This is a genomic window from Microcoleus sp. SVA1B4 (assembly GCF_036700545.1).
GTDB lineage: Bacteria > Cyanobacteriota > Cyanobacteriia > Cyanobacteriales > Microcoleaceae > Microcoleus.
In genome coordinates this window covers 25,140-46,317 of record NZ_JAUBPB010000031.1, presented here as the reverse complement: position 1 = coordinate 46,317, position 21,178 = coordinate 25,140, and the positions used below count along the sequence as shown (strand labels likewise).

The window sequence follows — 21,178 nt, the reverse complement described above, 5'->3', positions numbered from 1 at the left end:
GTGGAACAGGCATCTTGCCTGTTCCTAGATATTTTGATGCACCCCAAACTCCGAATAATTAATGCTCAACTATCACCGGTGTGCCAACTGCGACTTTCTCAAATAAAGCCTGTGCATCTTTATCAAACATTCTGACGCAGCCGTGAGAAGCCGCCCCCCCGATCGACTCTGGATTCGGAGTACCATGAAAACCAATCACATTCTTGCCATCCGTCCAAAACCCCATCCACCTACTCCCTAATGGATTGTCTGGCCCAGCAGGAATAAGTTCTCCTGTCCAAGGATTTTGCCAAACTGGATCTTTGATCATTTGCATAACTTTAAAATTGCCTGTTGGAGTTTCCCACCCGCCTTTTCCCACAGCAACCGGGAAACTGGTTTGCACCTTATTTTGTCGGTAAACATAGACGCGGCGTTCTCGCAATTTCAGCACTAAACGCACTTCCTCAATAGGATTTACCGCAGGCTGTGGTTCCTGGGGAATGTAACGAAATGGTTCTCCCAAGGGCGGCAGTTCTGGGGTTCCGAGATTCGGCAACTGTGTCTCGGAGGTGGGCCGCTGCGCTGCGATCGCACTATTGCTTGAATTAGCCACCACTTCGGCAGTCGTCTGCTGCTGTATGCCGATCGACAGCGCGGCTGCGCTCAAGCTCAGTACAATTAACTTGTTAAACAAAAATTTGCTGTTCACCATTGTTTTGTTCGCTAAACTCCTCACCAGCATTTCCTACAAAGTTCCGATCTAATTATCCGCCAACCGCACCCGATCCGAAAAATTTTGAGATGCTTTTTGACCAAGAATTTCTTGATGGTACCCGCCACGTGATTTATCCGTGGAATCAATCCCCAATCCCAAATCCTTGCATCCTCAAGCCCCCGGATTTATCCGTGGTGTCAATCGAAAATCTCAAATTTAAAATCTAAAATCGAATGACGGCAACTGCGCTGTACAGTTTTTAGTTGAAATTCCACCACTGATAACTTGTAACTCAACACAAAGCTTAGGCAATAATACCAAAACCACAAGGTTTTTATAAGCTGCTCAGTGGAGTTACGCAATAGAATGTCGTTAAAAAACCAGGTTTCTGCGTAAATCTTGCAAGAAAATGATGAAATTTTACCTCCGACTAATTTGATTTTTTAGCAATGACCGACTGGGGATCGACTATTCAAACTATGGCGCTGCAGTATCCGGCAAGCACAATCTGTCTTTGGGTAGAGTTCCCCCCCAGCAACAGTTAGGTGGGCGGAAAAAAACGGCAACGGTCGATCGAATAAACTCAATATATCACGGCAACACTCTAGAGATGCAAACCGCTGAACTTGTTGTAAATCGGGAACTTATGATGTAAAATTTAGTCTTTCAATACTTGTTCGATAATCTTTTTTTGAGATTGTCATAAATTTCCTACTCTGGGGATTAAACTGGATTAGGTATAGAGGTTGGGACTTTCGTGCAGCGGAAGCAAACCCGACCCTGAATAGCAGTTAATGTGAGGTTTCAATGCGTCTTCAGAACATCAAATTATTGACAGGTGCAACACTGTCGGTGGTAATTTCGGCGGTCTCAGTACATCCTGCGATGGCTAACCCTGCAACTCAAATAGCCCAAACGCAGACCACCACAACAGCAAACACTACAACCATTGTCGGTTTTGTCAAAAGTATTGTCGGCGACGTAGTAACTATTCGCGAAGAAAGCGCGCCGTACAGGACTCTCAGGGTTCAAAGATGCGTCCTGAGAATTATTGGCCTCGTACCGGGAATGAAAGTCAGAGCCACCGTCGCCGGATCTCAGATCCAAAATATCGCGGTGATCCCCGATTATAAGGTGGTAGCCACAACGGTTGCTCGTCCTGCAACCCCAGCACCGGCACCGCGTCCGGCTCCAGCACCCGCTCCGGTACCTCGCCCGGCTCCCGTTCCGCGTTCGGCTCCGGTTCCGGCTCCCCGTCCGATTCCGGCTCCTGCTCCCCGTCCGGCTCCTGTGAGAGGACTTTGGTAGACCTAGGTTATACGATTTTAGATTTTAGATTTTAGATTGAAAATTGCCAATGAGAATCAAGCAATTTGATCCGGGGCCCCCGGATTAATTCGTGGGATTGCTTTCTTCAATCTAAAATCTAAAATAGCAAATCTAAAATCGATTGACTGATGAAGATCAAGGTTTGGAACACGGGCCTACAGTTGCCTTCTTTTTTTGCAACTGGTATGAGTAAGCGAAATTAAGTCGCCGCGCACGCGGTGGCTTCGCTGTTTAATAGCAGTTAGAATAATAGAATTGTCCAGCAATTGTGGAGAAATCGCTGCTATGTATTACCTGCATTTCTTGCTGCTAATTCTGCTGTTGCCGATGATTGCGTGCGATCGAGCTACAGATGCGATCGCCCCTGCTGTGGGCGACAACGGCCCCCTGTCGCAAATTCCCTCCCGTGCACCGCTGGCAAATGTTGCGACAAATCAAATTGTACCGACCAAACCGCTGTCGCCGCAGCCAATCCGCATTGTTGCAACTACTTTGCCGCAGCCAGGAGCCAGCGAAAGCGCCTCAAAACCTCCTCAAGTAATACCGATTCCCGCATCGCCAGTGCTGCGAGTGCCTCCTGGCTTTGTCGTCAACGTTTTTGCTGACAATTTAGACGCTCCCCGATGGCTAGCTTTGACGCCGACAGGCGATGTTTTGGTAACAGAAACCAGGCAGAATCGGATTACGCTGTTGCGGGATGCCAACGGCGACGGGGTTGCTGAGGTTCGCAAAACTTTTGCCAGTGCCCAAAACGGGTTAAATATTCCCTTTGGCATGGCTTTTGCCGATCGCTATTTTTTCCTCGGAAATACCGCTGAAGTCCGCCGATTTCCCTACACAAAAGGGCAGGAACAATTGACAGGTACTGGTCAAAAAATTGCTGATTTACCGGGGGGCGGCTACAACCAACACTGGACGCGAAATGTTGTCGTTTCCCCGGACAATAGCAAGCTTTTCGTCTCAGTTGGATCGCAGTCTAATGCCGATGTTGAACCGCTGCCGAGGGCGTCTGTTCAAGTGATGAATTTGGAGGGCAAAAACCAACAAATTTTTGCTTCTGGTTTGCGAAATCCTGTGGGATTGGATTTTCACCCAAAAACCAATCAACTCTACACGACAGTCAACGAACGCGACGGTTTGGGAGATGATTTGGTGCCGGATTACTTGACAAGAATTCGTCAAGGCGAGTTTTACGGCTGGCCTTACACTTATTTTAAGCCGAATTTGCTCGACCCGCGCCACGCTAGAAATGGCAATAGCGCTCGACCTGATTTAGCGGCTAAAACATTAATGCCGGACGTGCTGTTTCAGGCGCATTCGGCGGCTTTGGGGCTTCAGTTTTACGACGGCAAAACGTTTCCCAAAAGATTTCTCAACGGCGCATTTGTGGCGTTTCGCGGCAGTTGGAATCGGAACTCTGGAACTGGTTATAAAATCGTGTTTGTACCTTTTAATGCGGCGAACGGACGCCCTCAAGGTTATTATGAGGATTTTCTGACTGGTTTTCTCACAGATCCGTCGGGCCCGAAAACTTGGGGGAGACCGGTTGGTTTGCTGGTTTTACCTGACGGGAGTTTGCTGTTTACTGAGGAAGCGAATAACCGGATTTATCGGGTGCAGTATCGCCGCTGAGGATTGGGCGATCTATTAGATACCGACTTTTTCAAGAAGTCGGGGATCTGGTTTTTTAGTCAGCTTCAAACCTTGCTAAGTTGAGATTCGCCGAAAATTTTTTGAAAAATTAATAACCTATCTTCTTCCGCAGTTTCGCCATTTAAATCATACAGTTCGTAATAGGAATCTGTTTCTGGCAAGTAGATTGTCGGTAAATTTTCCGGCAGGATTAAATAAGTGTTTTTTACCTGTAAATCATTGTCTATATCTAATGAATATAGAAATCCGTCAACAGGATTTACAATTAACTCATGCAATGAAACTTGTCCCTCTATGTAAAGCTTGAGAGTTAGTTGTGCAACTCGGAAAACCAACCAGCGATTGTACAAATTATCTACATCGCACCAAGAATAAAGATAGCTATCGCCGTATTCATTCTCAAAAAGTGACAGCAGGGGGCCGTCAAAATACTCTAAAGTGACTATGCTTCTGAGAGATAAAGGAAATTTACTTAGTTGAAATCCTATTAATTGTTCCATATTTTTGTACCTTACAATAAACAAGATGTTATTACAAATTTGGCTGCTAAATCAGCAGTAGCAAATTCATGTAGGCTCAAGTGACCGTTATCATCTATTTTGGAGAGAACTCCATCTGTTTTGTCGATCGCTCCTGCTGCTATGTGAGTCCCCAGAGAATCGCGCAGTTTTTTTCTTTTTTTTGTTAGTTTTAAATAACGTTTTTCGGCATTTTCCCTGGTATCAAATAATGATAGCGCATAACCTTGACATCGGGTGGCTTCAGTTTCGGGTTTGAGGTTGCGCTGCGGAGTTATTATCAGCACTGGTTTAAAGTTATTAATAGATCGTTCATCATTGGGTTCAAATACAAATCTAAAAGCCAGCATTTCTTTAGGTTCATAGTCCTGTGGCGGGCATTGAGTTGAAAGTTTGTCTATATGTTCTTGGTGTTTGAAGCACATATTGATAATCTAAGTAGCCTAAAGGTTTTGCGATCGCACTTTAAAATCCCGAACCGGGTTGTCTCAGAAACTCCGCTTCTTCGGGGGTTGTTTCGCGGCCGAGAATTTGATTGCGGTGGGGAAATCTCCCAAAACGCTCGATTATTTCCAAATGCTGCTGCGCGTATTCAATGAGTGAATCGCTTTCAGGTTCGCCGCTGAGTTGGCTAAATAGTTCGACAGATTTTTGCTGGTTTTCTAAGTTTTCGCTGTGTTCAAAAGGCAGATAAATAAACAATTTTTGTACAGTCAGCAATTCGCGATCGAAGTTATGATTAACAGCGTATTCGGCGGTGGCTAAAGCTTTGTTGTCTGTGGCGAATGCTTGGGGCGTTCCGCGAAACATATTGCGCGGAAATTGATCGAGCAGTATAATTAATGCGAGGCAATTTTCGGGGGAATCGTGCCATGAGTCGAGTTTACCGGAGGCGGCTAGTTCGTATTGTTGCAGAAATCGCGATCGCACTTCTGCATCAAAATCCGCATCTTTTTCAAACCATTTCTTGTGGACTTTGCCAAACTCAGGAGAGTGCGATCGACCAAACCAAAAATCTAAAACTTCATTCATTAGCAATCTAGTATGCGATTGATTGTTGATTAAAGCTTCTGTGTCTGTAGTTGCACAAAATGCGCTATCTGTCCAACTACAAACCGCAGCGATTAATGATTAGCAATGATGACTTAGGAACCTTTGTTGTCCGGTGCTTAAAGTTACAAACTAGCAAACAGTCTGTCCCAAGTTTTGCCTCCCACAACTCCGTCTACAGGAATATCCGCTTGTCGCTGAAATCTTTTCACTGCATTTTCGGTTGTCGGGCCGAAAACGCCATCAATTACGATCGGGTGTGCGGACAAGCCCCGCGCGTTCAACAACTTTTGCAGTTTCTTCACATCGTGCCCTTTCGAGCCGCATTTTAAAATCCTTTTATGGTGTCTCACTACTGGTTGATGGCAATCATCTGTGTGGCAAACTGCGGAGCTCGCTGCATAGTTGGCTCTACTTGTGCCAGTCAAAACTAATAGACCGAGAATTGCTAGTAAATAATAAAAAGTCTGTGTTCCCGCCATACTTTCCCTGTTAATTTTCTCAAGCGTTTTTTGCAAGTTTGACGATTGTTTGAGAGTGAGAAACCGGGTTTCTGGGATGGGTGCATCCAATCTCGATTCACCTGGTTTCTGGCAACAGTCAACCGACATTCTACAATATAAGTGGCTTTACTGCAAAATCTCCGATCGTGCAAGTTAAATTTTGTTGCTCTTTGGTAGCAGCAAAGGTAACAATTACTTCGCAGGCAACTGCAACTGTCAGCATTACCAAGTTTCGCGCCAGCGGGTAATCGCAAACGTCATCATTTGCCGCTGAAGGAACCCGATAGTGTTGGTTCCAAATTATTTCGGAGTAATCGGCAGCTAATCCGACGTGCACGCAGGGAATGGAGGCACTGGCACAGTAATCCTTGACTGCTTGCCGCCCGACACTGTTATCAAAAGTATCGATGACTGTGGCGCTGTTGACAAGCAGCCGATCGACATTTGCGGGTGTCAATTCTTTTGAGTGCGCGTCAATGCTGACGGACAAAGCGCGATAGAGGTTGTTGGCGAGAATTTTGGCTTTGAATGCGCCGATGTCCGATCGATAATAGGGTTGAGTGGAAAGGTTGCGTTCCTCGATGCGATCGCGATCGATGACTTTTAACTGACAAAAGCCCGATCGCGCCAGACTTTCTGTAATATTCGCACCCAAAGCGCCCGCGCCGCACACCGTTACCGGGAAATTTTTGATCAGCGACATCACTGCGGCACTTCTATAAAGTTGTTCGTGAAAAAATATGCTCATGGTAATCAAGAATTAGCGATTTTCGACGACTCCAACCAATGAATGCAAGTCGAAGTCTTTGTCCAATCCGCTGAGACAAATCCCCGCACTCATAACTGTCAAGTCATTTTTGGCGATCGCAGAAGTGTGGTGTTCTCCCGTTCCGCTAGTCCATTCAACCAACCAATAATTTTCGCGATCTAAAAAATCCCGCAATTCACCGCCGCCCATTTTCAACGCCCGCTGCAAGCGCTTTTCTTCCCGCACTTTCGGATCGAAATCTTTAATATTTCGGGACACCAATTCGTAAACTGTTCGCATTTCCGGCGTCATCCCTTTAAAGCGAACTTCTTGAGGCAAAATCAACTTTTTTAAAGCTGCTTTTAACTTCTCAGATGGCAGCGGATCGGCGCGCCTGTCAATCTCTTCAAACCACAAACAATGACCGTCCCAGCGCGCAACAATCGGCTCAAACTGCGAACCTTCTGTTACTAAATGCACTGGTACTGGTTTCGCAACACCCGTGCGCTGTTTAGCATCAGATTCGTTAACAGGATAAGCCAGCCACGTTTGCCCTTGCAGCACGTAAGCCAAGTGCAAGCGAACGGGGAGGAGGAGTTGCAAATAGTCGGTCACTTGTGGCAAACTCGGCTCCTCAATTACCGCAGCAATTTTCTCATTAATCGGCCTAAAAATAGCCCATCCTTCAAATTTGCGCGGCTGCGGTAGAAAAGTATAAACCATTGAGCTAACTCTTATCCGCACGCTTCCCCCACGCACGCAAGGAGCCAGGAATTGGGTATCGAGTAGGTGCGCTTCTTGGGCAGCCAGTTGGCTGAGGATTTTGCGGATATCTGCCACTGAATTGACCTCCGTCATCTTACTTTTTGTTACCCAAAACACTTTTAATTTAAGAAATTATAAAGATTCCTCAACACTATTGACAGAAATTAATCTCCTAATCTAATATTGAGCGAACCTCGCAACTTAACGTTGTAAATATCTTAAGTAAATATGCTGCAAAAGCTTTTTTCTAAGTGGGTTGTAGTCACTGCTTTGACACTTCCTCTTTTTGGCTCAGTCCAGGTTGCTAAAGCTCAGGACAGCTATGGAGCTACTGCTTATTCTCCGACTTCTGACGCCACTGGTATTAGTTGGGATCATGCTACGGAGAAAGAAGCACTAAACGCAGCAGTAGCCGCTTGCAATGAACAAAGCGGAGGTGCTAACGACTGCGAACCGCTGACATCTAATAGTAATAATTGTGGAGCGATCGCCGTAGGCAAAGGAGGAGCCGGTGCGGGCTGGGGCGACGATAAAGCCGCAGCAGAAGCTCAAGCTCTCGCCGGTTGCAGCGAACTAGAGGGCGGCAGTTGTAAAGTGCAGCTTTCAGCTTGCAACAACTAATTAAAGTGATAAAAATTGGTCAGAGAAGTGTAGATTATCGCTGGTAAAATAGTTTAGAAAATAGTAAGTTTAAGGTGCGCTGGGCGCACCTTACAGAATACAAATCGGCTAAAAGTAGGGTGCGCCATGTGCACCTTACAGTTAATCTCCTACTTCGGAAGTAACTGCATCAGGTGGCAGCAAACTTTCTAATCTATCTTTAGACCAGTATTCAGTAGGGTAAGCAAGTGCAATAATATCAGAGAGTCGAATCAGCCACGTAACTTGTCCGTAAGCATCGATATTTTCCGCCTGTTCGTTAGGGGGAACTATCACCAAAAGTTCCGCAAACTCCCCGAACAAATTAATCGGGATGCCACCGAAACTGCTATTATTTGTTTTAATCCAAACTTTGCTGCCTCGATCGAGAGCTTCTTGCAGTCGCTGGGAGAGCAAACTAGATTTTTTGACCTGGGATTTTTTGGCTTTCGACTTTTTTCCCATAGTTTTAAGAAGTTAAAGTAGTTGTATTGTGGGTTGCACTGTGGATGGCACAGTCCGTTAGACAGTGGGTTGAGATTTAGTGCGATCCTCTTCGTTGGCGTAGCCCCCGTAGGGGCGGGCTTGGCTAACGCGGTTCGGTATTGAAACGGACTGAAGGAAAAAGGGATCTCGCCCCGTCGCTACCCCATTAGTCTAGTCTATAAGAAAGTGCTGTACTGCGATCGTAATAACAATTTAATGGCAAAATCGCCAAATGACACCAGTTCCCAAAAAATGCGACTCTAGCCAAGCTTCAAACCCTTAATTCATCAGTGATTCCCAATCTAAAATCTAAAATCTAAAATTTAACATGGTATGACCTGCGGTGGCACTGTTACAAAGTCAGTCAACGATGCCCGTGTTTCTACTGTGTCCAAATGCAGTATAATCGGCGGAATCTTCCCAAATCGTTTAAGTAAAACAATGGACTGGCGAAAGCTCATTCATCCAAACCCGAAAGCTTCAACAAGTCAACCAGCAGCGCCAGAAACTCGATTGTCTGTAGAATTTTTGCTAGGGCTCTTTGCTGCGGGATGGACTCAACAGCAGGTGTTAGAAAAATATCCCGCACTGACTTCGGAAAAGTTACGCGCTGCTTTGGCGGGTGCGGATTCCCAGTTACTCTCCTCCATCGCTAATCCAGAATTACTAGAAATTATCGCAGAAGGAAGAAGGAAGAAGTCGATGTGAAAATGCAATAATAGGAATCGCTTGAGGACAGGCAACCGGGAGTTTTGGAATAAAGGGCGATCGGATTCCTCACTCTATTACTTTACTCTCATTTGTAGGATTTTTTCAGTATCATTCTCTTCCTCAAGCCCAAATTTTTTGGAAATTTCATCGATTGTCTGAGGTTGAACGACTCTTGATTTAGCTCGCTTCAGTGCGGTTAACAAGCGAGTTGCATTAGCAGGCGACCTCAGCAAATAAAGCGTTTCTAGCAAACTTTCTAATTCTGCCTCAGAAATCAAAATCGCATTTTTGCCGTTAGGTCTAGTAATAACTATTACTTCCCCAGTTTCAACAGCGCGATCGCAGAAATCTTTAAAATTTGCTTCAGCTTCAGTGTATGTAATCTCAGTTGACATAAATTTATAACTCCGACTAACTTAATGACTCAACTTTTATCACTTTACTAATAGTGATAGCGCGCTTTCAGAAAATCAATACGGTCATCACTCACTAAATAAACAATACGATGTTCTTTATTCAAACGACGCGACCACGCGCCAGAAAACTCATATTTCAAGGGTTCCGGCTTGCCAATGCCTTCAAACGGGTCTCGCAGAATTTCTCTGACCATTTTGATTAAGCGTAACGCCATCTTGCGGTCAGTTTGTACCCAATATTCTAGGTCTTCTAAAAACTCCGGCTGAAAAACGGCCTGACGTTCTACGCGATCGCTCTCACCCTCAGCACTCATCTGGCAAACCCTGAATCATTTTTTCAATTTTATGCTCCCTCCTAGAAAAAATAAGGTGAGCATTGCCCGCCAGCTTAACTCACGGGCAATGCCTAAATCATATCACTTGTCATCCCTCACAGGCAGCGACGTATCAAGAATTTCCATCAACAATTCCAGCCGCGAAGGACGACTCAACATCGGCACTAAATTCGGTAAGGAGTAATAATCACCTGCAAACGTAAAGGTTTCCACCGATACTTGTTTGTCCTTCAATTTCTTTTGGACATATTCGCACCAAGCACCAACTCGCACAATCACAACATCAGGAATTACCCCCAAACTGCGGCAGTAATTCTGATAAGCATCTGCAAAATAAGGTGCAGCGTTTTCGCCTTCATCTGTTACCATAATGAATTGCTCGACAACCTGCTTCTTAATTCGCATTGCTTCCACCGCGCAACCGCAACTTGTGCCGCCGCCAGCGCGAATGTGCTTGAAAGCGCCTTCCCAGTCTGTCAATTCGCTGCCGTTTGCTTGCACTGGATACGGTATCGTGTCAAAGGCATAAACAAACAGTGCAGCGTCGGAAATGCCCGAAATCAAAGCAGCGAGACGCTTCCCGACTTCGATCGCACTTTCCATTGAACCCGACTTGTCAATCAACAAACCGGTTGCTTTGGCAATCTTGCCGCGCTTCTTCACCTGTTCGTTTGTCACCGCTTCCAGCTTCGCCGCCGTTGCTGCGTCGAAGTTCGCGCCCGCACCCGCCACACTCGCTTTGTAAGCAGAAACCCGATCGCACTTTGCCGCTTCATCCAGCTTCGAGTCAATCAACTGCTTGACTTCCGCGTGATCCATCGCCCCGCGCGACTGAATCGATTTCAAATTGTTGATGACTTCCTGCGGCGACATCGAGTTAATCAGCGCGGCCAAAACCGTTGGCGTTAGCTGTTTGATCGCACCAACTGCGATCGTATACGGAATCTTGTACTCAACAATCAAATTCGCCTGTTCCGCAGGTGTCGCCGCCTTGGCCAACTGCTTCAAAACGAATGCCAGAGAGTCTTCCGGCGGATTGTCTTTAAATAGAATAGCATTAGCGCGATCGCTCGGCTTGACGTGCAGCGTTGCGTACAAATGCTTCATCGCCTTGCGGTTGCGGATGGCGGCGCGATCGAAAAACTGTGCATTCTTTTCCCGCGATTTCAGATAGCGAGTGACAGCAGTGCGCGCGCTGCGAGGCACCTTATTCTGGTGCCGCTTCATAAAGTCCACAATCCGCGAAACCTCGTAGGGAGGGAACTCTTGCAGCATCATAAACCCGGCATCTCGGTGTTCCGTCAGCGCCGAAGTCAGCAAATTTCCGGCAAAAACTTCCTTGTGATCGCGCACGTCGCCGTGACGTTGATACCACACTGCTAAATGACCGTAAAAAATCGGGTCTAATTCGACAATTAACTTGTGAATTTCTGCTACTTTTTCTAATTGACGGTGTGGAGTTGTAAGCAGACTGTTGAGCAGTTCCAAACGCAAATCGCGTTCTGCTGTATTCATATTCATTGGTGTCACCTAATATTTTGCACCTAGCGCCTTAGTCCGCCAGGGATTGAAATCCCTGGCTCAAAGCTAAAGTCCTCTTAAGAGGACTGAAATGCGTGTTTAAAAATGTATTTTCTGTGATTAAAAACCAACAAAAACAAATATCTTTAGTCCTCTTCAGAGGACTTTAGCTATTAGACAGGGATTTCAATCCCTGGCGGACTGTTTCGGAGTCGAGTGACTTCAAATCTGGTTCAACCCAATTAATCCGAGCTTCCCAGGACATCAGGCGATCGCGCGTCTAGTAGCGAAAGGGTAAACTGCGATCGGCATATTTTGCAATCAAACCGTTAGCCAGATGTACGATCGAGTAATTGTGACTTTCATCGGCGAGATATCGGCCAACATTTTCTCATGGCTAATACCAATTTATTTTTGAGGACGGAAGTCTTCAATACAAACAGGATTACTTAATTATTATCCTGAATTAACCACAATAGCTTATAGCGCCTCAAAAGTCACTTCGCGCAAGTTAAGAAAGCCATTTGCACATACGCAGGAGTTGAACCTACGACTTCTATTTTCAGAGAAATGCCCAATCAAGAGCTAGTATGTAGGCTTCCTTTGTTGGGGCGCGAAGTGGAACTTTTAAGTGCCGGATAGATATAAAAAATTCAGCTATAAAAGGCAGCGCACAAGTCAGAGAAGCTTTAGCCTCGCGGCAAGTAGGAATTGAACCTACAATTCGATTTAAAGTCGAACGTATCCAGTTTGTAAGCTTCTTTAGTTGGGGTGCGCTGCCTAATAGGTGCTTTAAGTGAATTTCTAGCCGTAAACAGCTTCTGGGCGGACAATTAAATCACCGCTGGGACGGCGATCGAGCACGTAAGACTCGAAGCGATCGCCCTTGACATCAAAATGATTAGCCAGACGTTCCTTAATAGCCTTGTCGCTCATTCCTGCCGCGATACCCAGTTGGTCTTCGGCCAGATCGTAGGAACGTCCTTCAAAACGAATGTGAACCATTACCGATACCTCCTAGAGCAATTTTGGATTTTGGATTAGTAGCTTATCTGCTCTCGACTTTTGCTTTTTGTGAGACGCGGGCAAATTGCCAGTATCGGTAAAGATTCACGAAATCTGATAATCTTTACTGAAAGAAGCGCCGTTCTAAATGATAAGCTTGTTTGATTTTGCGGATTTGCTCAGCCTTTTTGCTTGATTGAAATCTGGCAGAACTTGTCTGTTCTGAATCCGCATTAAATTCGTTGAAATTAGACTGATTTCGTACAACATCTGACTCGGTTCGAGTCAATTTGTAACCGAACAGTCTCGTATAAAGTAACAACATGACCATCGAGTCTATATTACAAGACTTTCAAATTGATGTTCGTTGAAATTTTGAGCAATATTTAGTTGTCAAGGTTCAGAATTTGCCCGGAAAATACAAGTTTTTGCTTGTCCTGCGCTTTCCGTATTTTTATACTACATAAATACTACACAGGTGTCAAGGGGGTAGCAAAAGTTTTTTAGATAAAACTTACACGAGGGGCGAGAAACCGGGTTTTTTCAGGAAAATATCTCGTTACAACCCGCAGATCCGGTAAAAAACCCGGTTTCTTGGGTCGGAGTGCGATCGCCCGCTGTAACATCGATCAAACATCCTTAACATAGGAAATACTGTCGCGAATATTGTGGAAGCCAGCAGACTCGTAAAGATGCAATGCACCTGATGGATTTTCAGCATCGACGCCGACAATAGCAGTAGCGACACCGGCAGCTTTCAGCCGATGCAAACCAGCGAGCAACATTGCTCGTCCCAATCCCATTTTGCGGAAGCCGCGCCTAGTGCCGAGACAAGCAATCCAGCCTTCATTGCGCCTGGTACGATCGCACTCTTGCACACTAATCTCGCAGTAACAAAAACTGACAAATGTGCCGTCATCAGCAACAGCAATCAAGTCTAAATCATTTCTGTAATCGGGTTTAGCTAACTCGTGCTTAAATTTATCCACCGTTAAATCGTGATGATTCCAGTGATCGATAAACGACTGGTTGAACATTTCTACCCAAGCTGCCGCATCCTGTTCGCCGGGGAACTGAATAAGGGCAAAACCTTCGGGGAATTGCGGTTCAGGTATTGGTTCAGAGAGCGATCGCGCCATTCGGTAAAAATAGCGATCGGCCTTGAAACCGCAACTAGCCAGCACAGAAATGCGATCGCAATCCTCCGCGCGCGCGTAGGTTCGCAGCTTCACGCGCCCGCCCCGCATCGCAGACACTTCACGCATCCGCACTTCACCCCAGGCGATCGCGGCTGCTTCCACATCACCGGATCGCACGTCGGGGTGGACGCGAAACCACAGCCAACCGTCAATTACTTCCCCAGGCTCAGAAACCGACAACTGAGCAAAACCGATTAATTTTCCTTCCGCATCTTCCCAAAGGCGGATATCGTGCGCTACATCTAGGGACGGTTGGTTAAATTCTTGTTGTAATTCCGAGATGGAAGTGCCTTCATCGAGCCGATCGAGTTCTTCGCAAGTATTGATTAAATGGGCGATCGCATCTAAATCGCGATCGCCCCCATAGCAGCGCGCCGAGAGATTTGCCATCATAGCTAATCACCATTCCCTGTTGTTATTCAGTTTCAAAATAGCTTGGGCGATCGCACTTTTATCGATCGGGCGGGTCGATCGACATTAAAAATCCGACCACGCAAACACTCACTGTAATCCAACCGCTACCGCCGTTGGCTGCTATCGTGAGCGCAAAATGGGCGAAAAACGACATACTAGAGACAGTTTAAAGTCTCAAAGCCTTGTGAATAGTAGGTTATTGGGGATGGGAGTAGAAGGACTTGAACCTTCGACCTTGAGATTAAGAGTCACCTGCTCTAACCAACTGAGCTATACTCCCGCATCTAAGCTAGTATAACACAACCGTTTTGAAAAATCAACTATTTCTGTAAAAATTTGTGGCGATCGGTCTGACCTGACATCTTGCAGCAATATCAATAAGAGGATTTTTCGTGGGGTCGGGCGGGTTTATAGAACCTATTTGCAAGCTTTAAGGCTGTTGGCGAACCCGCCCCTACCGCTAATTGAGAATGGTGCAAGATATCAGTCTGACTCAACATTGAAATCGAGAAAATACCGCATACAATTTTTGTGTAATTCCTAGAAAATCATTTTGTAGTAAGGACTTCAGTCCTTTTTTGCCCGCAGTAATTGCAACAAATAAAGTCCTTAAGCTGTGGAGCATTTAAACCAGTAACAAGGCTAGTAGGGTGCGTCAGCTAGAACTTTTACGCTGAAACGGAAAACCTTAGATGCTGACGCACCTTACGCAAGTCCTTTAAATGCCGAACAGCTTATCGCTAATGCTTCACTCGATAATGAAGCAACATGAAACCGTTGCTGTAGATTTTGCGATCGGCAACTTCCAAATTGGTCGGCTCGATTGCACCGGAAAAAAGAGGAATTCCCGCTCCAATTACTACCGGATTTAACTTCACAATCATCTCGTCAATCTCAGAAAAAAGAGTTGCCGCTAAAGCCCCACCACCGCAGAGCCAGATGTCTTTACCCGTTTCCCTTTTCAATTCCTTAACCAATTCAACAGGATTGTCCGAAACAAGTTCAATATTCTCATCGGGACTGGCTTCCATAGTGCGCGAAAAGACATACTGCTTCAAGCTGGGATAAGGATTAGTTACACCAACATTTAGCCCTACCTCATAGGTTTTCCGTCCCATCAAAACCGCATCAAACTGCTTGTTCTCTGCACGAATGCCTCGTGCTTCCTGAAAGTGAGCCGGAAAAGTTTCAGGAAAGGAATCTAACAAATCAGCAAAATGCTCTCCGTCCATAGGGAAACAATCAAATGACCCATCTTCGCGAGCAATAAACCCATCAACTGTGCAAGCAACGTAATAGTTTAGTTTTCTCATCTTTCACGTTCATTTGGTACAACAATTTTACATCGTAAAAACCAGGACTTGTTTCATCAAAATCATCCGCAACGCAAGTAAAAATTCCTTTTTCACAGCCAAATTTACGGGGTTTGAAGACGGCAGTCTTTTCAGGCGACGTTTCTTTCAGTTTTTGGATTTCGTTTAAAATTTGAATATCCTTCAATAACAAAATCCACTGAATTAATTCTAATTTTATAACTTGAAATCTCATGGCTTTTATGTTGAATAAGTAGTAAATTTAGACTTATTATAAACCAATCCATCCACCGAGGAGGTACTGCCCCTCCTATCCCCGCGTTATCAGCACGGTGTCTCGCTTTTCGACTTCCGGTGGTTAAAAGGAAGATGAAGGAATCGAACCCTTACAGTTACCTGTACCCCAGTTTTCAAGACTGGTTGCCAACCATTTAGCGGCATCTTCCAAGGGGTGTCTGACGGGGATTGAACCCGCTAATAACTAGCTTCACGGGCTAGCGTCTCGACCGCTTCGATTTCAGACACCGTAAGTGGAGTCAAGGAGAATCGAACTCCTGACCTCTTGCGTGCAAAGCAAGCGCTCTACCAATTGAGCTATGACCCCTTATACTATTTTAGATTTTAGATTTGAGATTTGAGATTGGGGATGAGTTAGTGGATATGGGTTTGGAGATTACCGACAGTTTAATTAGTTTTTTAAAGTGGTATTAAGTCGCCCATAACAAAATCTTAGACGAATATTCAAGCTTCCAGATTGATTTGTGAAATCAATCTCAAATCCAAAATCCAAAATCTAAAATCTAAAATCGGTGTGGTGGATTGCGATCGGATTTGAACCGATATCTTTCTAACAGCCAGTTAGATGCTTTACCAATTAAGCTACGAACCCCAGACAGCAGGAGCGGTAGGACTTGAACCCACAACATTCGAGGTAGAAGCTCGACACTCTATCCAGTTGAGTTACACTCCCGTATTTTTTGTTGATTTGTGCGATTCCCTACGGGAATCGATCTTAATATAAAAAATTATCCATTCAATGGAATCAACCTCCTTAAATTAAAGCAAAAACAACGAGAGTGGCAGGACTCGAACCCACAACATCCGCGTCCGTTAGCGAAGCGTGCGCGGTAGCGCATAGCGCGGCGCTCTATCCATTGAGCTACACTCCCCTAAATTGGTAGTCCTGACAGGAGATTACCCCGCGTCTGCTTGTAAGGCAAACGCTCTACCATCGAAGCTCAGGACTACAAAAGCGGATGATGGGACTCGAACCCATGCGCTGAGAATGGCATACTCAGATGCTAGCCTTTACATCACACCCGCCAATCGATTTGAGATTTTAAATTAGAGATTTTGGATTTAACTGAGATGTTGCACCATCGTCAATAAGCCTTTTATGAACAGGCTTTCCGGCCTGTTCCACAAGAAAATCTACTCTTTGTGGAACAGGCCGGAAAGCCTGTTCTGGAGAAGAGTGCAAGATGTGAGATTTAACAAACTTCTTGTTTCGCCAAGCGGATAACGGGACTCGAACCCGTATCGCGAGTTTGGAAGACTCAGATGCTACCGTTGCACCATATCCGCACTTTAATTAGTGTTACCGAGCGATCGCCCTTAGTAATTTGCTAAACTAGAGAGCGGAGAGCAAAAATATGAAAGTTATACTTACAGCACCCAATCCAGAACTATTTGCCGCATTCCAAGAGTATTTTTTCTACCTACCCAATGTCGAAATTACCAACAAACGTTTCGAGGATTTAACCGAGTATGACTGTTTGGTTAGTCCCGCCAATTCATTTGGCATGATGGATGGCGGTATCGATGCAGCCATTGTTGATTTTTTCGGTCATTCTCTAATGGTTAGGGTTCAGCAGCATATCTTGGAAGACTATCTAGGCGAACAACCCGTTGGCACATCATTCATCATCGAAACTCACCATCCCAAACATCCTTTTATCGCTCATACTCCCACCATGCGCGTACCGATGTCTGTCGTAGGAACAGACATTCCGTATGTGGCAACGTGGGCAATGCTGTTAACAATTCGGCGCTACAATCAACACGCAGAACGTAAAATTGAGAGTGTTGTTTGTCCGGGTTTAGGAACGGGAATCGGCCGAGTTCCTTATCGCGAAGCCGCGCGGCAAATGGCACTGGCTTACGATTATTTTGTGTATCCCACACCGTATGTCAACTGTTTTGTGGCAGCAGAAAGACAACTGCAAATTTGGGAAGGTGGCGATCGCAATCCTGCTTAAAGAGCGATCGCACTTTCCCAAGCAGGTGGCGAGATTTGAACTCGCATAAAAGCTTTACAAGAGCCTCATGTTGCCAGTTACATCACACCTGCATTTTTGGTGGCGGGGGCAGGAGTTGAACCTGCTATTAAAAGGCTTATGAGACCTCCAAGCCTACCCAGGCTACTTCACCCGCGATGTCACCAAATACCCCTGACTGGCATCGAACCAGCACTAACTAGATCCTAAATCTAGCGCCTCTACCGATTGGGCTACAGGGGCAAAACCGATTTGAGATTTGAGATTTTAAATTTTAGATTGAATAAAACCTAATACCCCCGACAGGCCTCGAACCTGTAAGACGCTCATTTTGAGTAAGCGATGTTTTCCAATTACATCACAGGGGTAAAGTCGGGATGGTTGGATTTGAACCAACGACTCCATGCTCCCAAAGCATGGCTTCTGGCCACTGAATTACATCCCGTTCATGCTCCTAGTGAGACTCGAACTCACAATCAAAATAGAACAGATTTTAAGTCTGCCGCGTCTGCCAATTCCGCCACAGGAGCAAGTAAAAACTTAGTTGAAAATTTGGTACTCCTGACTGGATTTGAACCAGCAACACACAAGGTTTGAGCTTGCGGCATCTGCCAATTGGGCTACAGGAGTGTAATTGATCTGCTTTGGTAATAGCAGAACTGGGAAGGCAGGGATCGAACCTGCATTTTTCCGCTTTCAAAGAGCGGTGCCATACCGATTAGGCGACTTCCCAATAATTCGGTGCCGGGGTAGGCTTTGAACCTACATAAACTCCTATTTTAGAGATAGGCGACTTTAGCAATTTGTCTACCCGGCAATTTAAAAAATGGCTGCCCCAGTAGGACTCGAACCTACAACCTAGCGGTTAACAACCGCTTGCTCTACCATTGAGCTATAAGGCAACGCAATCCCCCAAGTCAGTATCGAACTGACAACCTCTTGTTCTTCACACAAGCGCTCTACCAACTGAGCTATCGGGGGAAAACGGAGAAGGTGGGATTTGAACCCACGACGGTTGTTAAACCGCTCTTTCTTAGCAGGAAAGCGCCTTAAGCCACTCGGCCACTTCTCCTCAGCGAGAACGGAGGGATTTGAACCCCCAAATCTTCAGTTTCGTAGACTGAGATGTTATCCAGTTACACCACGTTCTCAAGATTGCAACTGCGGATTAAATGCAGTTACAAATGGGTCGGGCTGGAATTGAACCAGCAACGCTTTAAGCTACTGTTTTACAGACAGCTACCCACGCCAATAGGAGGGCCGACCCAAGATTGAAATTTTGGTAGGTCGTCGAGGAATTGAACCTCGATCCATCCGCTTAAAAGGCGGCTGCAAAACCATTCTGCCAACGACCCAGTTTGGAAGTGCTGACGGGAGTTGAACCCGCAATCACTTGGGTGAAAACCAAGCGGCTTAAACCATTTGCCTACAGCACTATAAATTGGCACAGGAACTGAGATTTGAACTCAGAATGCTGGTTTTGGAGACCAGAGTGTTGCCAGTTACACCATCCCTGCTTTTGGTGGCAGCGGCGGGATTTGCACCCGCATTGACCAAGGTATGAACTTGGCGCTTTACTATTAAGCTACGCTGCAATGTCACTTTCGCTTCGTTCCTTTTCAAAGTTAAAAATTTCAATTAAAAGACTGTTAGTTTAATCTTTTAATTTCTAATTTTTAATTTATGATTGGGAACAGAGGTTAGGGCGGGATTTGAACCCGCGAAAATCGGTTTTGCAGACCGACGCTTTGAGCCACTCAGCCACCTAACCTGGGAGTCCCGACGAGGTTTGCACTCGCAATCTTCACGCCAGAGGGGGAGACGGCTTGACTTTTGCCTACGGGACTTTGACCCCCGCCGAAAAACGGATACTTGCTTTCCGACAGGAGGTTTGGATTTTAGACCAAAGTTCCAATTCCCCGATTCTTCTCCTGTGGAGTAAATCTAAAATCTAAAATCTAAAATCTAAAATCGACTGACGGGAGTAACGAGACTTGAACTCGCAACCTTTCGCTCGACAGGCGACTGCTCTGACCGGTTGAGCTATACCCCCGCGAAAATGAACAATATTCTGTCCTTGAATTACTCAAGTTGGGACGGGGTGGCGGTTGATTCCGCGTACTACAACCGATCGGGCTATTGTTGCCGGAGTCTACACCGCCGATGTCCACAATTATGTGACATGATTAACTTCCTATTCTGTTTTCAAGGTTCATATTGCTCGTGGGGTAAGGCTTTGAAGCTCTTTCCCCTTCGCCATACATTTATACTACATTGAGTATTACAAGACTGTCAAGGGGGTAATACAACTTTTTTTGAAATTGGGTTTTTTAAAGGGGTGTCGATCGCTCCAAACAACCCTCTACGTTCCCCAAAACCCATATATATCAAAATTTTTGCTGCTAAACTGATCTTGTGGCGTAAGGTAAATCTGATGCTGAAACCGTACTACACTCCAATGTCTCTGAATTCTCGCCGTCGCGCGAGGTGGCACTTCTGGAAAATGCGATAATCAGCTTTTAGATATCAAATACTACAAATCAAATCTTGTCTGAATTGCCCTTAACTCCCGTGCCCGCATCCACAGAACCCGATCGCCCAAACCTCCATCACTGGCTACACTCGTTGGATAGCTGTCCGAGTACCAACAGTTGGGCGATCGCCCGCGCGGCCCAACTCCACCACGGAGATGCAGTATTTACCAAGCAGCAAACCAGCGGGCGCGGCCAACACGGGCGCACCTGGCACGCCCCAAGCGGTGTCTTGACTGTTAGTTTTGTTCTCGACAACCTCAACCCCAATCTGTTGCCAGGGCTCAGTTTAGCAGCGGGTTTAGCGGTGATTTACGCGATCGAAGATTTGGTTCCCGACTGTCGCGATATGCTGCGCCTGAAATGGCCAAACGATGTCTGGATCGATCGCCACAAATTAGCCGGAATTCTCTGCGAAGCTACTTCCGGCAATGCTTTGGGCAAAACTCGCGCCGTTGTGGGAATTGGACTCAACCGCTGCGTAGATTTCGCGGCTGCGGGATTGGATGAAAGTGCGATCGGCAATGCGATAAGCTTGCATTCTATTGCTAGTACAGTACCGGATGAACTGTGTTTGGTCGATCGACTGCGGCACTATTTACTCGAACTAGCCGATATGTTTTCTACCACAGACAAGCCAGCCTCCAAGTCCGGTTTAGCGCTACTTTTGCCGGAATTGCGCCGCCGCGATGCGTTGATTGGCTGCCCGGTGGCGATCGAACTTTCCTCGGAAACCATCTGCGGAGAAGCCGCCGGCATTGATGGAAGCGGCCGCTTGTTAGTATGCTTGGCGGGCGATCGAATACAAGCCTTTACCTCCGGGCGAGTTCGATTAATTTAAGAGTCATTAGTCAGTAGTCATTAGTCAGTAGTCAGTAGTCAGTAGTCAGTAGTCATTAGTCATATCCTGTCGATTACCCGCAATCAGGTAGGGGCGGGTTCACCAACAATACCTGCCAATAATTAACCATCTCAAAAACCCGCCCCGACCGGGATATTATGGTTAATCGATCGGACATGATATTAGTCAGTAGTCAATAGTTATTAGGGAAAATTTCCCATTCTCAAT

The 21,178-nt window shown here is 45.9% G+C and carries 21 protein-coding genes and 27 tRNA genes; 6 read left to right on the top strand and 42 right to left on the bottom strand.

From position 1 onward, the window contains the following. Nucleotides 1–58 precede the first annotated feature (58 nt). Nucleotides 59–694 carry a L,D-transpeptidase gene (locus tag QT987_RS16050; protein ID WP_333241646.1) on the bottom strand — a complete coding sequence of 212 codons (636 nt, stop codon included), beginning with the start codon at nt 692–694 and terminating at the stop codon, nt 59–61. A gap of 810 nt (nt 695–1,504) precedes the next feature. On the opposite strand from QT987_RS16050, the gene QT987_RS16045 reads away from it, so the two are divergent. Next, nucleotides 1,505–2,005 carry an autotransporter gene (locus QT987_RS16045; RefSeq protein ID WP_333241644.1) on the top strand — a complete coding sequence of 167 codons (501 nt, stop codon included), beginning with the start codon at nt 1,505–1,507 and terminating at the stop codon, nt 2,003–2,005. Between the two features lie 306 nt (nt 2,006–2,311). Further along, nucleotides 2,312–3,658, top strand: a complete 1,347-nt coding sequence (locus QT987_RS16040; RefSeq protein WP_333241641.1) for a sorbosone dehydrogenase family protein — start codon at nt 2,312–2,314, stop codon at nt 3,656–3,658. A 65-nt stretch (nt 3,659–3,723) separates the two neighbouring features. On the opposite strand, the gene QT987_RS16035 is transcribed toward QT987_RS16040, so the two are convergent. From QT987_RS16035 to QT987_RS16010, 6 genes are all read right to left on the bottom strand, one after another. Next, a complete protein-coding gene (locus tag QT987_RS16035) occupies nt 3,724–4,179 on the bottom strand; it encodes a DUF6575 domain-containing protein (RefSeq protein ID WP_333241640.1) in 456 nt (151 codons plus the stop codon). A gap of 11 nt (nt 4,180–4,190) precedes the next feature. Beyond that, entirely contained in the window at nt 4,191–4,622 is a 432-nt protein-coding gene (locus tag QT987_RS16030; protein ID WP_333241638.1) for a hypothetical protein, read from the bottom strand. Between the two features lie 40 nt (nt 4,623–4,662). Beyond that, the gene (locus tag QT987_RS16025) at nt 4,663–5,229 is read right to left on the bottom strand and encodes a DUF924 family protein (RefSeq protein ID WP_333241636.1); all 567 of its coding nucleotides are present in this window, start codon (nt 5,227–5,229) and stop codon (nt 4,663–4,665) included. A gap of 143 nt (nt 5,230–5,372) precedes the next feature. Then, complete coding sequence (locus QT987_RS16020) at nt 5,373–5,819, bottom strand: peptidoglycan-binding domain-containing protein (protein ID WP_333241634.1); 447 nt, start codon at nt 5,817–5,819, stop codon at nt 5,373–5,375. 40 nt (nt 5,820–5,859) lie between these two features. Next, nucleotides 5,860–6,498: a ThiF family adenylyltransferase gene (locus QT987_RS16015; protein WP_333241632.1), complete on the bottom strand. Its 639-nt coding sequence runs from the start codon at nt 6,496–6,498 to the stop codon at nt 5,860–5,862. Between the two features lie 12 nt (nt 6,499–6,510). After that, nucleotides 6,511–7,356 (bottom strand): hypothetical protein, encoded by an 846-nt coding sequence (locus QT987_RS16010; protein WP_333241630.1) that lies wholly within the window; start codon nt 7,354–7,356, stop codon nt 6,511–6,513. Between the two features lie 135 nt (nt 7,357–7,491). Here QT987_RS16010 and QT987_RS16005 point away from each other — a divergent pair, with 135 nt between their 5' ends. Beyond that, on the top strand, nt 7,492–7,884 hold the full coding sequence (locus QT987_RS16005) for a DUF4189 domain-containing protein (protein WP_333053569.1): 393 nt from the start codon (nt 7,492–7,494) through the stop codon (nt 7,882–7,884). A gap of 141 nt (nt 7,885–8,025) precedes the next feature. Here QT987_RS16005 and QT987_RS16000 read toward each other — a convergent pair whose 3' ends face one another. After that, entirely contained in the window at nt 8,026–8,367 is a 342-nt protein-coding gene (locus tag QT987_RS16000) for a hypothetical protein (RefSeq protein ID WP_333149124.1), read from the bottom strand. Nucleotides 8,368–8,829: 462 nt separating this feature from the next. Between QT987_RS16000 and QT987_RS15995 the strand changes: the two genes are divergently transcribed. Further along, nucleotides 8,830–9,096, top strand: a complete 267-nt coding sequence (locus tag QT987_RS15995; protein WP_333241628.1) for a DUF433 domain-containing protein — start codon at nt 8,830–8,832, stop codon at nt 9,094–9,096. Nucleotides 9,097–9,173: 77 nt separating this feature from the next. Here QT987_RS15995 and QT987_RS15990 read toward each other — a convergent pair whose 3' ends face one another. The 17 genes from QT987_RS15990 to QT987_RS15910 all read right to left on the bottom strand — a co-directional run bounded on the left by QT987_RS15990 (nt 9,174) and on the right by QT987_RS15910 (nt 16,886). Next, nucleotides 9,174–9,494 (bottom strand): type II toxin-antitoxin system prevent-host-death family antitoxin, encoded by a 321-nt coding sequence (locus QT987_RS15990; RefSeq protein ID WP_333241626.1) that lies wholly within the window; start codon nt 9,492–9,494, stop codon nt 9,174–9,176. A gap of 47 nt (nt 9,495–9,541) precedes the next feature. Then, entirely contained in the window at nt 9,542–9,829 is a 288-nt protein-coding gene (locus QT987_RS15985) for a Txe/YoeB family addiction module toxin (protein WP_006634628.1), read from the bottom strand. A 102-nt stretch (nt 9,830–9,931) separates the two neighbouring features. Then, nucleotides 9,932–11,371 carry a hypothetical protein gene (locus QT987_RS15980; RefSeq protein WP_333241679.1) on the bottom strand — a complete coding sequence of 480 codons (1,440 nt, stop codon included), beginning with the start codon at nt 11,369–11,371 and terminating at the stop codon, nt 9,932–9,934. Nucleotides 11,372–12,067: 696 nt separating this feature from the next. Next, nucleotides 12,068–12,216 (bottom strand) — tRNA-OTHER (locus QT987_RS15975). Continuing rightward, nucleotides 12,176–12,376, bottom strand: a complete 201-nt coding sequence (locus QT987_RS15970) for a hypothetical protein (RefSeq protein WP_333209070.1) — start codon at nt 12,374–12,376, stop codon at nt 12,176–12,178. The genes QT987_RS15975 and QT987_RS15970 overlap by 41 nt, the downstream gene beginning before the upstream one ends. A gap of 629 nt (nt 12,377–13,005) precedes the next feature. Next, a complete protein-coding gene (locus QT987_RS15965; protein ID WP_333241623.1) occupies nt 13,006–13,968 on the bottom strand; it encodes a GNAT family N-acetyltransferase in 963 nt (320 codons plus the stop codon). Nucleotides 13,969–14,195: 227 nt separating this feature from the next. Further along, nucleotides 14,196–14,269, bottom strand: a tRNA-Lys gene (locus QT987_RS15960). 460 nt (nt 14,270–14,729) lie between these two features. Further along, a complete protein-coding gene (locus QT987_RS15955; RefSeq protein WP_333053563.1) occupies nt 14,730–15,302 on the bottom strand; it encodes a dihydrofolate reductase family protein in 573 nt (190 codons plus the stop codon). Beyond that, a complete protein-coding gene (locus QT987_RS15950; protein WP_333241621.1) occupies nt 15,265–15,537 on the bottom strand; it encodes a hypothetical protein in 273 nt (90 codons plus the stop codon). Before QT987_RS15950 ends, QT987_RS15955 begins: the two co-directional genes overlap by 38 nt. A 128-nt stretch (nt 15,538–15,665) precedes the next feature. Further along, nucleotides 15,666–15,748, bottom strand: a tRNA-Ser gene (locus tag QT987_RS15945). 85 nt (nt 15,749–15,833) lie between these two features. After that, nucleotides 15,834–15,906: transfer RNA gene (locus QT987_RS15940), tRNA-Ala, on the bottom strand. A gap of 208 nt (nt 15,907–16,114) precedes the next feature. Next, nucleotides 16,115–16,191: transfer RNA gene (locus tag QT987_RS15935), tRNA-Ala, on the bottom strand. A 7-nt stretch (nt 16,192–16,198) separates the two neighbouring features. Then, nucleotides 16,199–16,272, bottom strand: a tRNA-Arg gene (locus QT987_RS15930). 101 nt (nt 16,273–16,373) lie between these two features. Beyond that, a tRNA-OTHER gene (locus tag QT987_RS15925) sits at nt 16,374–16,471 on the bottom strand. Between the two features lie 6 nt (nt 16,472–16,477). After that, nucleotides 16,478–16,548 (bottom strand) — tRNA-Val (locus tag QT987_RS15920). Nucleotides 16,549–16,553: 5 nt separating this feature from the next. After that, nucleotides 16,554–16,625: transfer RNA gene (locus tag QT987_RS15915), tRNA-Gly, on the bottom strand. A 190-nt stretch (nt 16,626–16,815) separates the two neighbouring features. Further along, nucleotides 16,816–16,886: transfer RNA gene (locus QT987_RS15910), tRNA-Gly, on the bottom strand. A gap of 68 nt (nt 16,887–16,954) precedes the next feature. Here QT987_RS15910 and QT987_RS15905 point away from each other — a divergent pair. Continuing rightward, a complete protein-coding gene (locus QT987_RS15905; protein WP_333241619.1) occupies nt 16,955–17,560 on the top strand; it encodes a macro domain-containing protein in 606 nt (201 codons plus the stop codon). Nucleotides 17,561–17,580: 20 nt separating this feature from the next. Here the strand turns inward: QT987_RS15905 and QT987_RS15900 are convergent. From QT987_RS15900 to QT987_RS15820, 17 genes are all read right to left on the bottom strand, one after another. Next, nucleotides 17,581–17,652 (bottom strand) — tRNA-Thr (locus tag QT987_RS15900). 95 nt (nt 17,653–17,747) lie between these two features. Next, nucleotides 17,748–17,821, bottom strand: a tRNA-Leu gene (locus QT987_RS15895). Between the two features lie 129 nt (nt 17,822–17,950). Beyond that, nucleotides 17,951–18,023: transfer RNA gene (locus QT987_RS15890), tRNA-Pro, on the bottom strand. Nucleotides 18,024–18,027: 4 nt separating this feature from the next. Further along, nucleotides 18,028–18,108: transfer RNA gene (locus QT987_RS15885), tRNA-Leu, on the bottom strand. 23 nt (nt 18,109–18,131) lie between these two features. Beyond that, nucleotides 18,132–18,208, bottom strand: a tRNA-Leu gene (locus tag QT987_RS15880). A gap of 29 nt (nt 18,209–18,237) precedes the next feature. Beyond that, nucleotides 18,238–18,311: transfer RNA gene (locus QT987_RS15875), tRNA-Gln, on the bottom strand. A gap of 94 nt (nt 18,312–18,405) precedes the next feature. Continuing rightward, a tRNA-Asn gene (locus QT987_RS15870) sits at nt 18,406–18,480 on the bottom strand. 6 nt (nt 18,481–18,486) lie between these two features. After that, nucleotides 18,487–18,559: transfer RNA gene (locus QT987_RS15865), tRNA-Phe, on the bottom strand. Between the two features lie 4 nt (nt 18,560–18,563). After that, a tRNA-Ser gene (locus QT987_RS15860) sits at nt 18,564–18,650 on the bottom strand. A 4-nt stretch (nt 18,651–18,654) separates the two neighbouring features. Next, nucleotides 18,655–18,729 (bottom strand) — tRNA-Arg (locus tag QT987_RS15855). 34 nt (nt 18,730–18,763) lie between these two features. Then, a tRNA-Tyr gene (locus QT987_RS15850) sits at nt 18,764–18,845 on the bottom strand. Between the two features lie 13 nt (nt 18,846–18,858). Next, nucleotides 18,859–18,933: transfer RNA gene (locus tag QT987_RS15845), tRNA-Lys, on the bottom strand. A gap of 4 nt (nt 18,934–18,937) precedes the next feature. Next, nucleotides 18,938–19,014 (bottom strand) — tRNA-Glu (locus tag QT987_RS15840). Between the two features lie 6 nt (nt 19,015–19,020). Further along, a tRNA-Trp gene (locus tag QT987_RS15835) sits at nt 19,021–19,095 on the bottom strand. Nucleotides 19,096–19,098: 3 nt separating this feature from the next. Continuing rightward, nucleotides 19,099–19,173: transfer RNA gene (locus QT987_RS15830), tRNA-Met, on the bottom strand. 102 nt (nt 19,174–19,275) lie between these two features. Continuing rightward, nucleotides 19,276–19,349 (bottom strand) — tRNA-Cys (locus QT987_RS15825). Between the two features lie 208 nt (nt 19,350–19,557). Further along, nucleotides 19,558–19,631, bottom strand: a tRNA-Asp gene (locus tag QT987_RS15820). 494 nt (nt 19,632–20,125) lie between these two features. On the opposite strand from QT987_RS15820, the gene QT987_RS15815 reads away from it, so the two are divergent. Then, a complete protein-coding gene (locus QT987_RS15815) occupies nt 20,126–20,950 on the top strand; it encodes a biotin--[acetyl-CoA-carboxylase] ligase (protein WP_333241617.1) in 825 nt (274 codons plus the stop codon). The last annotated feature ends 228 nt before the right edge of the window (nt 20,951–21,178 follow it).